This is a genomic window from Halopenitus salinus, from assembly GCF_055397165.1.
Map to the genome: position 1 here is coordinate 896,474 of NZ_AP043853.1, position 14,145 is coordinate 910,618.

The 14,145-nt window shown below is 51.5% G+C and carries 10 protein-coding genes and 3 pseudogenes; 6 read left to right on the top strand and 7 right to left on the bottom strand.

Annotation, left to right across the window (positions count from 1 at the left end; all coding sequences use genetic code 11):
• Positions 1 to 130 precede the first annotated feature (130 nt).
• Positions 131 to 1,567, bottom strand: a complete 1,437-nt coding sequence (locus ACZ5YD_RS06260; protein WP_379746057.1) for a sugar transferase — start codon at positions 1,565 to 1,567, stop codon at positions 131 to 133.
• 224 nt (positions 1,568 to 1,791) lie between these two features.
• Here ACZ5YD_RS06260 and ACZ5YD_RS06265 point away from each other — a divergent pair, with 224 nt between their 5' ends.
• The gene (locus tag ACZ5YD_RS06265; protein ID WP_379746060.1) at positions 1,792 to 2,238 is read left to right on the top strand and encodes a VanZ family protein; all 447 of its coding nucleotides are present in this window, start codon (positions 1,792 to 1,794) and stop codon (positions 2,236 to 2,238) included.
• A 323-nt stretch (positions 2,239 to 2,561) separates the two neighbouring features.
• On the opposite strand, the pseudogene ACZ5YD_RS06270 reads toward ACZ5YD_RS06265, so the two are convergent.
• Positions 2,562 to 2,897, bottom strand: a pseudogene (locus ACZ5YD_RS06270) (DUF7342 family protein).
• Between the two features lie 228 nt (positions 2,898 to 3,125).
• Between ACZ5YD_RS06270 and ACZ5YD_RS06275 the strand changes: the two are divergent.
• From ACZ5YD_RS06275 to ACZ5YD_RS06285, 3 genes are all read left to right on the top strand, one after another.
• Positions 3,126 to 3,893, top strand: coding sequence for a formyltransferase family protein (locus tag ACZ5YD_RS06275; RefSeq protein ID WP_379746066.1), 768 nt, complete (start codon positions 3,126 to 3,128; stop codon positions 3,891 to 3,893).
• The gene (locus tag ACZ5YD_RS06280; RefSeq protein WP_379746069.1) at positions 3,890 to 4,702 is read left to right on the top strand and encodes an XrtA system polysaccharide deacetylase; all 813 of its coding nucleotides are present in this window, start codon (positions 3,890 to 3,892) and stop codon (positions 4,700 to 4,702) included. Before ACZ5YD_RS06275 ends, ACZ5YD_RS06280 begins: the two co-directional genes overlap by 4 nt.
• Positions 4,703 to 4,851: 149 nt before the next feature.
• The gene (locus tag ACZ5YD_RS06285; protein ID WP_464384463.1) at positions 4,852 to 5,868 is read left to right on the top strand and encodes a glycosyltransferase family 4 protein; all 1,017 of its coding nucleotides are present in this window, start codon (positions 4,852 to 4,854) and stop codon (positions 5,866 to 5,868) included.
• Here the strand turns inward: ACZ5YD_RS06285 and ACZ5YD_RS06290 are convergent.
• Entirely contained in the window at positions 5,856 to 7,310 is a 1,455-nt protein-coding gene (locus ACZ5YD_RS06290) for a sulfatase family protein (RefSeq protein WP_379746072.1), read from the bottom strand. The two genes, ACZ5YD_RS06285 and ACZ5YD_RS06290, sit on opposite strands and share 13 nt — an antisense overlap.
• A gap of 878 nt (positions 7,311 to 8,188) precedes the next feature.
• On the opposite strand from ACZ5YD_RS06290, the gene ACZ5YD_RS06295 reads away from it, so the two are divergent.
• Complete coding sequence (locus ACZ5YD_RS06295) at positions 8,189 to 8,728, top strand: hypothetical protein (protein ID WP_379746075.1); 540 nt, start codon at positions 8,189 to 8,191, stop codon at positions 8,726 to 8,728.
• Positions 8,729 to 8,833: 105 nt separating this feature from the next.
• Here ACZ5YD_RS06295 and ACZ5YD_RS06300 read toward each other — a convergent pair.
• Together ACZ5YD_RS06300 and ACZ5YD_RS06305 are read right to left on the bottom strand one after the other, a co-directional pair.
• Positions 8,834 to 9,335: pseudogene (locus ACZ5YD_RS06300) on the bottom strand (transposase).
• 119 nt (positions 9,336 to 9,454) lie between these two features.
• Positions 9,455 to 10,558, bottom strand: a complete 1,104-nt coding sequence (locus ACZ5YD_RS06305) for a glycosyltransferase family 4 protein (protein WP_379746079.1) — start codon at positions 10,556 to 10,558, stop codon at positions 9,455 to 9,457.
• A gap of 392 nt (positions 10,559 to 10,950) precedes the next feature.
• Here ACZ5YD_RS06305 and ACZ5YD_RS06310 point away from each other — a divergent pair, with 392 nt between their 5' ends.
• On the top strand, positions 10,951 to 11,478 hold the full coding sequence (locus tag ACZ5YD_RS06310) for a methyltransferase (protein ID WP_379746082.1): 528 nt from the start codon (positions 10,951 to 10,953) through the stop codon (positions 11,476 to 11,478).
• Between the two features lie 12 nt (positions 11,479 to 11,490).
• Here the strand turns inward: ACZ5YD_RS06310 and ACZ5YD_RS06315 are convergent, their stop codons facing one another.
• Together ACZ5YD_RS06315 and ACZ5YD_RS06320 are read right to left on the bottom strand one after the other, a co-directional pair.
• Complete coding sequence (locus ACZ5YD_RS06315) at positions 11,491 to 12,225, bottom strand: hypothetical protein (RefSeq protein ID WP_379746085.1); 735 nt, start codon at positions 12,223 to 12,225, stop codon at positions 11,491 to 11,493.
• A gap of 1,088 nt (positions 12,226 to 13,313) precedes the next feature.
• A pseudogene (locus tag ACZ5YD_RS06320) lies at positions 13,314 to 13,936 on the bottom strand (IS6 family transposase).
• Between the last annotated feature and the right edge of the window lie 209 nt (positions 13,937 to 14,145).

Sequence of the window (14,145 nt, forward strand, 5' to 3'; positions counted from 1 at the left end):
TCTCCAGAAGGATCGGTTTGTACTCGGGGAGCGACATCGGTGCCGTGCATCTCGCTTGAAGAACAACGAGGAAAGACTGCAAACGACCAGTAATCGAACTACCGGTGAAACGCTACTACTTACACCTACCTCATCGAATCGTCTCGACTACGTCCGCACCGACCTTCCAGATCTGTCGCATAACGATCTTCAGGTCGTACTCGAACGACTGTCGTTTCACGTACTGCAGGTCGTATCGGAGCTTCTCCTGGGGGTTCGTACTCTTCACGTCGTGTATCTGTGCGAGCCCCGTCAACCCGGGTTTCACGAACCACCGTTGTTGCCACGATCGAGTCTGCGCCTCGAGGAGTGACTCCTCCTCTGTCCAGACCGCCCGCGGGCCGACAACGCTCATATCGCCGACGAGGATCGACCACAACTGCGGGATCTCGTCGAGATGCGTTCGCCGAAGCACGTGTCCGACGTGTGTGATCCGACCGTTCTCCTCATCGTCGACGGGGATCGCAGATTCCCCCTCGGGCACCATCGTTCGGAACTTGTACACCTCGAACGTCTCGCCGAACACGGCTGTCCGCTCCTGTTTGTAGAGGATCGGTCCACCATCATCGAGTTTGATGGCGACGACGATCGCCGCGATCACGGGGACCAACCCGATGAGACCTATCACCGAAAACGCGATGTCGAATCCACGCTTCAACACGTAGTCCTGAACGTCCCAGGGTTCGATCTGTACATTGACGAGCGTTCCGACATCATTCTCGGCGGTCAACACCGAGTCGGCGTGGTCACGGTGAACCATCGCATCGACGCCGTGTTCGTAACACGCATCCAGAGCGCCGAAGAACTCCGCTCGGTCGGTTCGGTCGAAGGCCAACACCACGGTGTCGATGTCGTACTCCACGAGTACGTCCTCGATCCGCGAGAGCCCACCTAACCGCTGGATCCCGGCGATCTCAACGCCGCCATCCGCGACCGCCATCGTCGACGACCATTCGTCGATGCCGGTATCGTCTCTACCGTCTCGATCGTCCTCCGTGTGTACGAGAGCACTCGTCGGACACAGGTATCCCAACAGCGGGACTGACACGTCCGTCGCGAGACGCCCGATCTCCTTTGGGTCGTCCCCAACGATGATCGCGCGCTCGGGATCGGTGGAGGGTCGCCGCCGGATCCACACGAACCACGCCGGGAGCATCACGAGAAGCACGGGTGTGACCGCAATTAGCGTGGCCCGGGGAAGCCGATAGGTGTAATCGAAGTAGCCGATCGTCGCGAGCGCGAACACGGCGACCATCACGCGCTTTTGTGTGAGCGCGATGGTGTCGAGGACCCGCCGCGGCCGCGGCTTGTACAAGGGAAGGAACGCAGCCGTCACGATCACGGTCGTGATCACGACCTCGAAGAACGCCTCCGCACCGGCCGGCGGATTCGCCGAGAGCCTGCCCAACACGGGTAGCGACGTGATGAGGAGTTGGACCGGGCCGCTGTTCACGAGCGTGACCGCAAACGCGGTCAGCCCGGCTACGCCGGCGGCGCTCGACACCCGATATCGCCACCCCCCGTTCATCGTTCCGTCGTGGGCGCCCAATCCGTTTAAAAACTCCGCTCTCACCGACGACATCGTACCGTTGTTCGGTTGAATGCTCCCGGTTGATCGCATGTGTTTTGTCCATGGAGCAAACCCACGGTCTGTATGAGACTACTCGATGTAACGGTAGCGGTGAACAGACGGGATCCCTCGAGTTCTGTAACGTCTCTCTTTCAGGACGCGTTTCAAACGACGATCGATAGATGACCCGTCTCCACCTTCCTCTCGTCCCGAAATCGGTCCGATGGTTGCTGGTCGCAAGCGTCGCCGGAGTGCTTTTGTACTACTCCGTGTTCGCACCACCTGGATCGGGCGCGATCGAGATGGGTCCCTTGGGGTTGTTTCCGTACTCGAACTGGCTGCACGTGATCGCCTACGTCGGGCTTTCCGGTGCAGTCGTCTACGCGATCTATGCTCCCCCGCGGTCGTCGTGGTACGCGGTGGGCGGTGGCTTCCTCGTGGCGTTCGGCTACGGGGTCGCGATCGAACTCCTACAGTCGACGCTTCCGGCGAGAACCTTCGCAGTGGGAGACATGGGACTTAACGCGCTCGGCGCGGGGGTCGCCGCGGTCGTGTGGCTCGGCCTGTTTCACGTCGCCCGGTTCTACCGACTGTCGGCGATCGACGACGTCGAACCGGTCGTACAGTAGGTAGATCCCGATCGGGGCGGTCGCGTCGTCAACCGGTCGTCACCGCCAGTCGATCGGGGAGCCGATCGAGACAGATCTCGAGGAAGTGGAGTGGTGCTTCGGCCTCGATGTGTGCCAGTTCGTGAATCGACTCGTCCCCGGCTTCGATCTGAAAGTGCGTCGTTCCGAGCGCCGGGTGAATCCCCGGCCGCTGACGAACGCCACCGCTACCCTTCCTGTGGCAACGTCGACGACGCGTTGCCGGCGAGTCAGTTCACGTCTGACGTTTCGAGGGGGTTCTGCAGTCCGATCGCGAGCCGGATTGCCTCACGGACATCCAGATCCTACTCCCACTCCACCGCGACCGCGAGCCGCTCCTGGCGATCGTCCGGATCGAGGTCGTCACGGCCGAGGCTGGTTCGGAGTTCCTCGAGGGAGTCTACGCCGTAGACGTCCCTCCAGTCGTCGATCTCCTAGTCGATCGCGTCGAGTTCGCGGGTCATCTCCTCCAGCGTGTGTTCCTCCGCGAGTCGACGCACCTCAGACAGGAACTGCGTGACCGGATCCGACCTGTACCCGGTTCCGTCCCCGATCTCTACGGTCTCCAGCTCGTCGGTCTCGACGAGCCGATTCAGGTACTTGACGGCCGTGTCGTGGGAGACGTCCGCCTCCTCGGCGATCTAGCGGGCGTCGTTCTGGTTTAGTTTAGTTTCGTGTGAGTACGAACTATTTCTTCTTCATCTTACGATCCGCCGTTCCTCGTGGATCCGGTGGCGATCGCCAAGCGCTTTCATCTAGAGAAACTACAGAGCCCGTTTATTAGCTCATGACGGGAGTGCGGTTGATTAAACATCTTCGTCAGCTAGATGAACAGGATTTAATCACCGTCCGACGGAGATACTAACTAGATGCCACTACGGATCGCAATCGTTACGCAGGACGAACCCTTCTATATGCCCACGTTCTTCGAGGCGTTCTTCGATGAACTATCCGAGAAGGTAGTCATCGATTCGGTTACGATCCTCGATCTTCTCGACGATTCGATGGCGGAGCTGGCAGCCCGTATGTATGGCCTATACGGTCCGTGGAATTTCCTCCGGCGTGGGATCGAATTCGCATATCGAAAGACGCTCTCGTCGATCGGTGATTCGTATTCGGTAGCAAACATCGCTAACCGAAACGGGGTTCCCGTCAAAACTCGCGAAAACGTGAACGAGTCGGAATTTGTCTCGTATCTTGAGGAATCCAATATCGACGTACTGCTGTCCGTCTCGGCACCGGAGGTGTTCGATTCTGCGATACTGACTGCGCCCAATTGGGGTTGTATAAACGTCCACACTGCATCGCTCCCGGAGTATCGCGGAATGCTCCCGACGTTCTGGGCGCTGTATCAGGGTGAGGATGAGATCGGGGTCACCGTTCACACGATGGTGGAGGAGATCGATCGAGGTAAGATCGTTCGTCAGACGACCTTTCTGGTGGACAGCAACGATACTCTCGACGACGTGATTACTCGAGGAAAACGCGTTGGGGGCAAGGAAGCTGCAGCTGCTCTGGCTGCGATCGCGGATGGAACCGTGGAATTGACAGAGATGTCCGGTAAGGGATCGTACTATTCGTTCCCCACCGCCGACGATCGTCGTGAGTTCCAGCGACGTGGAAGAGAGGTTCTATGACCGAGTTATATCTCTCTATCGACGTCGAGGACTGGTTCCACTCACATAACCTGTGGCCCGCACTCGATCGCGAGAAGTGGGACGAGTACGAACTTCGAGTCGTCGAAAACACGCGACGTATCCTCGATCTTCTGGACGAGTACGATACGAAAGCGACATTCTTCGTCCTCGGTCATGTCGCGGAGCGTGCGCCCGAACTCGCGGGCGAAATCGAGGCCAGAGGACACGAAGTGGCGTCACACGGATACAACCACGAACTCCTGTACGAACAGTCCGAGACGGAGGTACGGAACGACCTGCGACGATCGAAGCAACTGCTCGAATCGCAGGTCGATCAGGAGGTGATCGGGTATCGGGCTCCGAGTTTTTCGATTACGGAAGCGGCGATCGAGACGCTAACCGATCTCGGTTTCGAATACGATTCGAGTCGATTTCCGGCCCCGGTCCACGATCGATATGGCGATATATCCGTTCAGGGTTCGGAAACGTTCACGCGAACCGAATCCGGACTCACGGAGGTCCAACTACCGCTCTTCGAGTGGTCAAAGGTTCGGATTCCTTGGGCCGGCGGTGGATACTTTCGCTTCATCCCATATCCGATCTTTCGTCGTGGCGTCGATCGTATCTCCCAACATAGGGAATTCGTCTTCTACCTCCACCCATGGGAGCTCGATCCCGGGCAGCCGAAGATCCGTGACATGAATCCGTTCTATCGTCTACGGCACTATCGAAATCTCGAAAAGACTGAGAAGCGTTTCAAACTATTGCTCGCGGAGTTCGAGTGGAAGCCGATCGGTGATGCACTATGATAGATGAGTGCGAGACTAACCGTGATTGGGAAGATATAACTTCGATAGAGACACCGATGAAGATCCTTCGAGTCAGTCACTGGCTGTATCCCGACGAGATTGGTGGGGGGGAATACCACGTTCATGCGATGAGTCGAGATCAGGCAGCGATGGGACACGACGTTACGGTTCTCAAAGTGACCGATGACGTTGAGACAGTGAAGAGGGAGTGGCGTGACGGGTACGAAATCGTCTACTGTCCAGCGACGTTCAATGTCCTGAAAAACGATATCTCGATACCAGTCGCGAAGAAGATATTCGGATCTTCCGATTTCGATGTCATTCACGCACATTCCCATTTCTACTTCTCGACGAATCTCGCGGCATTAAATCGGTGTTTCAGTGATACTCCGCTGGCGATCACGAACCACTCGCTGTATTCACAATCCGCACCCGAACGGGTATTCGATCTCTATCTTCGGACGATCGGCAAGTGGACGTACAACCAAGCAGACATCGCGTTCTGTTATACCGATGCGGAGAAAGATGCACTTCGGGAACTCGGTGTGAAATCGCGGATCGAAGTCATCCCCAATGGAATCGATACGGAGCGGTTTACTCCGGACGGGCAGGGTATGGAATCGATCGACGCCAACGGACCAGTCGTGTTGTTCGTCGGTCGGTTCGTGGATGGGAAGCGTCCGGAGTTGGTAATCGACGCATTTGGAGATGTATTGACCGAGTATCCCGACGCAGAATTATATCTATGTGGAGACGGTCCCCTTCATGAGTCCACGAAACATCAAACAAGAGATCTTGGAATCAATGAATCAGTAACATTTATTGGAGAAGTTTCGTATGAGAAAATGCCTACAGTCTATCGAAGTTCGGATATACTCGTATTACCGAGCCGAGCTGAGGGAGTTCCCAGGGCCGTGCTGGAAGCGATGGCTTCAGGTGTGCCCGTCGTCACGAGTGATTTGGAACAAATCTCCAAAATAGTGGGGAAGGGTGGTCGGGTTATACAAACCGATTCGGCAGACGCACTGTCAGCCACAATCTCTAAGGTCCTTGCTGCGGACAAAGCGAGTGTATCTGCTCGAGAACAGGTCGTGGAAAACCACCAGTGGCAGTCAACCGTAACCCATACGACCAAACTCCTCGAATCATTATGTCACTGCAAGTAACCGAGATCTTCTAATCGGTCTTTCGTATCGTTACTCATCTCGACAGTACCCGATGTATCGACATGTTCGAACGAATCTAGCCAAGTGTCGAGTTCGTCCTCTAGTTCATCGACTTTCTCCGGGCGATCGGATGCGAGATTCATGGTTTCGTGAGGATCGTTCGAGATGTGATATAGTTCCGTAGTTCCATCGGAACCACGGATGAGTTTCCACTTCTTTCCGCGAATTGCACGGAGAGATCGATCGTATTCATAGACTTCGTCGGGGATATCGCCAACGCGCTTCTTGAGTGCATCCATCGAAGGTTGGGGGGCCAGATACTCCGAGAACACGTACTCCCGGGGAGAGGTGTCCAGATTGGGTAGAAACGAACGACCCTGTAACTGCTCTCTAAATTCGGGCGCGGCTATCTCAGCAGCATCGAGTAACGTCGGTGCAAGGTCGGTCAACTGAACCAATTCATCGACAGTTTCACCGCCGGTGAAATCACCACCTTGGATTATCAGCGGAATGTGGATGAGCGTATCGTAGAGACAGTATTGGTGGTCCATTAGGCCGTGATCACCGATGTTCTCGCCATGATCACCGGTGACGACGAATATCGTGTCTTCCCATTGGCCAGCCTTCTCCAGCAGCCGCTGGAGTTCGCCAATCTGTTCGTCGAGATAGGCAATCTCCGCGTTGTAGAGCGCTTCGAGTATCCTGAAGTCGCGGTCAGTCATCTCGACGTCATTTGCGATGTAGCTCCATGCGTCCTGATTGACTTTCATCGCCTCCGCGTAGCTCACGCCTTCAGGAAGGTGTGCTTTCGTGTATTCCTCAGGTGGTCGGTATTCGAGATGAGGTTCAAGGTAGTTGATAAACAGGAAGAACGGGTCAGAATCAGCTCTGTCGCTAAGCCAACGGGAAATCCATTGATTGGTTCCTTTTGCCCCATCGTCGTCAGCCCGTCTGCCAAACTGTCCGTACACAGCGTTAGCGACGTTTACGATTGGGTTCCCATCGAACAGTTGTTTAGTGACCCCCCGTATTTTGTTGAATCCCTCTTCTTTTCGGGCGATCTTACCGAGGTCAACGTCCGACTGAATGTACTGCCAGTTCTTCCGAAAGGTGTCAAACCCACGTGCGAACCCGAACTCGTCGCTGATCCAAGTGTTGTTCGAAACCGCAACCGTCTCATAGGACGCCTTCTCGAACGCTTCGACGACAGTGGGTGTGTTTTTTGAGAATCGCTTGGCGGCTGCACTAGCGCCGTGTCTCGAAGAGTATCTTCCAGAGAAGAGCCCCCCGTGTGATGGGAGTGTCCATGGAGCACTTGCGAAGGCAGACGTGTACGTGACCCCTCGCTCTCGAAGGAACTCGAAAGTCGGTAGTTCGGCTTGACTAACGAGTACCGAGTCGTATCGGGCAGTATCCATCACGACGAGGACGATGTTAGTCATGGATGGCTGATCTTCTTTTTGATGGCTTCACGGTGAGATTATATCTCTGAGATCTTCGAGTCACTGTTGTATCTCCTCCTCGTTGCTTCGTTGGCCGTTCCTCCTTTTTGACGAAGATCTCGATCGGTGCTCTAACGGTTCTTACCAAAATATCATAAATAACATATATAAGAGAATATATTAACTTACATCTCCTCAGGGATCGGCTGATGTTGAAGATGAATATTTTTTGGATCAGTGTCATATGGCTTCGAATCGAGATCTCGAATTGGTACCGGCCCTAGGTGTGATGAATATCCCGTCTCGGTTATGTCCTCCGTTTCGCGCTTTGGATGGTCTTCGAACTCCGTTCCGGGTACGTGGAGAACATGGCCCTAATCGTGGTACAGGGAAAAGTAGTTTTTTGCTCAGTCAGTCGTACTTACGACTCTGAAAAACGTGTCGGGAGCCATCTCGTTGAAGAGATACGTCATCTCCACCTCCCATTTACCGACGATCCTGTGTAGGCTCATTTCTAATCCAGCGGGCCTGTCGTCGTATTTTGGGTGGCATACGGGACTTTAACCTGATAACTGTCAGTCGTGCTGTTCAATTCTGTAGATAGATCAGTCGGGTAGGCTATTGTGTCTCGTCTTCGGGAGGACCCAATCTTCTTACCATGAGTCTGTCGACCTTGTATGGCAAGTAAATAATCAGGGAATTAACCACGACGACGGAGCAGTTCAAAACCGAGAGTACGTCCCAGTATCGACTCTGTGGCTCTGTTGAAATCCTCTTCTTCAGACACATTTCCGTCCGAAACAGCTGGTCGGTGAAAAGTGCGGGCTGATTGGAAAATTGCCCCCAAAGACTATCTGTTTTTATTCCGAAGTCTGAGTATGCCGCCCTCCTATCGGTTGACACTTCGAAAGGCCTGTAAACAATACGGCCCGGGACGCCTTCCAAACGCTGATCGGCCCGACATTGGTGCTGGATATGCAGCTGGTTCGGCAGCCATTTTCGCAACCGGTCTCTACGGCATCGTGCTGAGTGGGTATGCCGTGCGAGGGACGAGCGGTGATTGGCTTTCGAGTTTCCTGTTTCCCGCTCTCGCTCTGCCGATCGCCGTGCCTTCGGCATTTTTCCTCGGGGTCGTCGGCTGGCGTTTGGCACCATCATCTTCTTCGATCACCGGAATAATTACCGGTGGAATAGGAGCCATCGCAACGTATCTCGTGTCGCTCGTTCTCGTCGGGGGAGTACTCATCGTCGAAGCTCTGTTTTCACTGAGCGGTGCTACCCTCATGGAAGCGGCTGAGATCGCGGTAGGGCTTGTCGTGATCGCATTTATTCTCACGTGGTGGATAACCATCCCAGTCGGCTGCTTCTCGGGATTGGTGTATATGAATGTGACCGAGAAAGCTGCGAATAGCACTTGACTGAACGGTTCGCAGGTTGTGTTGATTGCTCGACTATCGACTTGGAGCCGAGTACGGGTTTCACCAATCGGTATCTATCTTTTCTGTCTCGACCACTCAGAGTGATTAGTCGATGTTGTGACTGAGACAAGCGATAGTGAGTTCACGGAACTGTTTCCACCATCGTCGTGATCGGACGAAAGCACCGTACTTCCCCTTGAGCGTTGAGTTGGTCGTCTCTGATTGACTCCGTTATCCGTAGAGATCAGCGTCGAAGCATGCTTCCATGCCCGGTGAAGTGAGGTGAATTCACGACGCTTGATCAGTAGAAGGACCTCGTATTGACGGGCAAGTCGCCTGATTTTCTGATCGTCGTACCCTTTGTCACCGACAGAATATCGATACTCTCGGGATTGCGCTTGATCAACCACGGAGCGATCTGAATATTGTGTTTACGTGTCGTCGTCACGTGGAGATCGAGATTGCATTGACCTTCGCATCAACCATCAGTGTCACTTGTATAGCGGTGTTTGGAGAACTTCGAGAAGTATCGAGAGACCGCTCGGCATGCAAGATGGATCGCTTTCTCAGTAAAACGGAGAATCTGTGACTTCGGAAGGGTCTTCATCTCGTGGAATTACAGGATGAACATGTCAATCTCTGAGAATTTAAACAGAGCCAAACATCTCGTCTTCAGGTATTATTGTATCTAAAATATGGGCCGACCACATTGAATTGTACTATATATTAGGTGCTCACCTCTTGATACAGTTCGTGATACTCTATTGCGGTTTGTTTTAAAGAATACTGAGACACGGCTCGTTGACGTAGTTTCTCTCGTTTTCTTTGAATATACTCGCTATCTATCTCAGAGCGAATCTCAATTAGATGGCTGGCGATCTCGTTCGGATCATCGTGTGGAACGAAAATCCCGTGTTTCCCGATAACTTCTCGAAAGACATTGATATCACTCGCGACCACGGGTAAACCACAACCCATCGCTTCCACAGCCGCTACACAGAATCCCTCATACACTGACGGCATTAGAAAAATATCCGACTGGTGTAACAAACTGTATATCTGTTCCCGTTCCGGAAGATATCCCGTGAACGTCACAAGATCAGAAAGACCGAGTTGAGAAGCGAGGTCTTTCAACTCACTTTCGAGCGGTCCACTACTCGCGATAACGAAATGGATGTCGTCGACCATGGACCGTTGCTTCATCTGGTGGGCAGCTTTGAGGATGACTCTTTGATTTTTTTGTTCAGTCATCACTCCTACGTTTGTGATTAATATCTCATCCGGAATGTTAGCTGGGATATCATGCCTACTACTTTCGTCGATGCGATCAATATCAATGCCATTATACACGATCTCGTTGCGTTTTGAAAGCCGTCGTTCGACCGGACCTAATGATGATTGAGTACTCTTCGAATTATACACATTGACTTGTGGTAATCCGAGGGTGAGCGTATTGACAACCCTCTGTGGTATAGAAAGATGCTGAATATCATTATGTTCTGTATTCACGACAGGTATCTGATATAATCTCCCAATGATTCTACCAATAGCACCGCTAAAGTTGTGATGTGGGTGGATTATATCATATTCATGTTCCTGTAAATGATTACATAGCCGTCGATAGAGTTTTATATCAAAATTGTCAGAACCTCCGAAGAATTTCATCGGCAACCCCATTTCTTGAACATCAGGATCAAGTGTACTGTTATCGTCGTTCATGAGCACAGCAATCGTGACGTTTGAGGAAGTGTACTCGTTAACTGCATAGCCAATTTCAACAGGAATTGATGTTGATGAAACCGAATTAACTAAATAGAGAATATTAGGCATTCTGTCCTAATTTATGTAGTTGATCTAATAATCGTTCTCATTCTGGGACATCCATTCCACCACGTCGTGGACAAGTATGTACTGTCCGGACTGGTATTGAATTCGTCGCTTGGCCCGCACACGGAATATCTCAAAACATTTTAAATCACACGTAGTTAATATTCTAATCTAAAACTAAAATGCAGTTCGTAAGGCTTGAATAGGTGTACGGATGCAATCCATTTATGCTCAAAGCGTATTTTTCTCGGGCGATCCAGATATATCGATCGGAGGGGCTTGGTGAATTGGCCCGCAGAAGCACAGGGTTTTGTCAGCGATTCGTTCAAAACGGATTTCGTATAACTCGCTATCAGACAGAGAAGCGTGTCGACGCTGTTGACCGGTGGGAGATGATGCAACCCTACATTGATGAAGACGATTCTAACTTACTAGATATTGGCTGTGCTAATGGTTGGCTGACTTCTAAGTTCCATAACGAGGGTTTGTTCTGTATCGGCGTTGACCGTGCAGAACAAATGCTTACCATGGCACGGTCTGGTAATGAATTCTCAGATGGCCTTGGTTACGTACGGTACAATTTAACCCCAGAGTCTGTTTCAAGAATTCCTTCGTTTGATGTGATTCTACTACTAACGGTTTACCATCACTGGGTTCAAGCGTATGGCAACTCAGCAGCGTCAGATATGTTACGCCATCTTGGAGAGAATTCAGAGAAACTGTTCTTTGAACTCCCAGAACAGGAACTCCATGACGAGGTTCCCTGCCCAGAAAGTCAGCCCATTAAAGAGTACCACCTGGACTACCTTAATGAGGTCTTTGGCAGCGACAAGGCTATTGAGTTTATCGGGAGAGCAGATTACAAAGGTGAGGAACGGCGTGATTTGCTATATATTATCTCGTCTCCCAGATCTTCAGAATGAATATGATGCTCCTCACGTAGGGAGCTCGTCTGAAGATTGCACCGTTTCAATAATTTTAGTGGTTGATTCTTCTACGGATGCGGTACCGCTAACTTGCAAAATCTCACCATACCCGATATCGGAGATGATGTCCATTGTATTCAATATCGTCTCACGATATTTTTCCATCATCTTAGCCGCTTCGTCCACCTCTATATCATTGAAACGGCTAGGTGTATCGCGTTCTTGGACGCGTTTGGCACATACCTTGGTAGGCGAATCAACGTAGACAACAAGTCGGTTGACATCACATCCATATGCAGATAGCATTTTCCGAGTTCTAATTTCGCCTGGCTGTTGACCCCTTGCGGATAGTAGCCCAATCACATGCGGAGGGCTATCTGCAAACACTAACACATCCGCAGTCTCGCGGGAAGAGAGTTGGTTTGTCAGGTGAAGCCATGCGACTAAGTTGAAACCTCTCACAATATTGGTTGGTTTTAGTGGGGAACAGGACGCTGCTAACCAGTATGCTTGAAAGGATATATATGGATGATAGAATGCTCCCTTAAGAATTCCAGTCACCCGCCGCGCCATTGGGTTTGTTAATCCGAATTCTAGCTCGTCAGGAACGTCTTTAGCTTCTATAGTAGACATGCAAGAAATTCCTTCACGTTTGAGGTGATGAACTACATTCCGGGCAATTGTGGATTTTCCAGAACCTGGAGATCCTATAAATTCTATGAAAAGAGGCGAATCGCTTGTCATCGTTTTGGTTGTTAGATCTTGAATTATTTTACGCTAACGTAAAAGGACTGCTAAATTTTGTTTGGTCCGATCTATTGAATTCACAGAAGGCGTTGAGATCACTTCTTGACAGATAGTTCGAGGTTGTAGACTGCGGCGGTTAGCACGAGTTCACGGAATTCGCGGTACCAAGCGTTCGATTTGACAGCGGCCTGTATCGACGTATGATGGTCAAAAACACGGTCTCGGACATCGTAGAGTCCGCTGTCCAACCCTGCGTTGTGTGCGTAATCGTAGTGGGCGAACAGACGATGTCTGATGGGTGGAACAACGCTCTCAAACGAGGTGTGTCTGGGGGAGAGGGGTCGTCGCATCTGTGCTGAACATTAGAGGACAAACGACTTCATGTCTACAAGGACCGTGTTTTCGGAATACGTATGTGACGATCCAAGCGATCTCTTTAGTGACTGGAGCCACTTAGCGGTCGAAGATCGGGCATCCGGTGCTCCATGATGGCCGGGATCGCATCTTGCTGTCAAGCGGTCAAGCGGTTGACGCCAAGAACGCGTGGGAACTCGTTTTCACGATCGGCAATGTGTCGATGGATTCGATAACTCATCCGAGCCAACAGCAAGACAGATAGGACTCAATTCATCTTACACCCCCAATCGGCGGTTTCCTCGTAACTTGTGTCCATGTGAACTCGCAAAAAATCGAACCTGAGATGCTTCCAGCCAGGTCACTCGTTTCCGTCGCGGAGCTGGCAACAGAGCTGTTAATCGGGCGATTCGGCTTGTTTAGCGAAGCAGAAAAGGAGCTGAGGCATGTTTCTTCTCACCACTTCGCTACTACCTACAGAGCAACGATATCCGCTTCACCGTCAGCTGATGCAGTAGAACAAACGAAAGCGAAGAATCGCAAAATCACAGAAACAAGAATTTGGAAGAACCGCCCAAGAATCACCTCAAGGGGCCGGCTTTGATGCGCCGGCGTGGACGCCGACGTTTGTTCAACAGTATATCTAGAAGACCTACGCTGTTGACTCGCTTCCGAACTGTCGCCTGCTGTTAAAAGAAACGAAATTAACCTATCAGTAGTATTCAAATAACCTAATTCCATGCGAAGTCGAACGCGTGGATCCAATTTTCGACGGTAGTTACTTCGGCATGGCTGAAACAGTTTGTGAACTGATTGGTTCTGCGTTTTAGTTCTTTGAAGATACGTTCAATGATGTTTCGATCGCCGTTTTTGATCCTGTAATCGAGACCATGACGGTGGAGTGCTGCTTGCAGCCACGGTGCAGAATCGACGAGAAAGAGCGCGTCGTCGACGAGATGTTTCTCGCAGAGTTCGATGAGGAACATCTCGGTAATCGCGTGGTTTCTCGTCGGAGAGAGCTTGACGTGCAGTAAGCGGTTCGTGTCGGGATCGACGGCAGCGTACAGCCAATATCGCTCAGAATTGAGCTGAATCACGGTTTCATCGACCGCAACGTGATTCGGGTTGGCACCGTCTGTCGGCTGTAGATCGGCTTTCTGTACCCACCGATGAACGGTGGTTCGATGACGATCGACACCCAATTCCTCAAGAATCGAGACAGTATCCGAAAGTGATAACCCAGCCAGATGGAGTCGGATACCGAGTTTCATCGCCGACTCGGGTGTGCCTCTCGCTCCAGAAAATCTAACTCGATACAACTGCTATCGCCGTTGAGGCGGTCGAAATTGAGCATAGACCACTCGATCTTTTGACCGCCTCATCCTTCGAACTTATCTCAACACCACCAATAATGAGTGATTATTTTTATCACTACTATAATTTCATCATAATGCTATGAGAACAGTTCTACACCACCAGCCATATTGCATGTGAAACACTACTGTTAATTGCTTAGACACTAAATGAAATTTGAAAGACGTTATCATCACGGCACAAAACAAA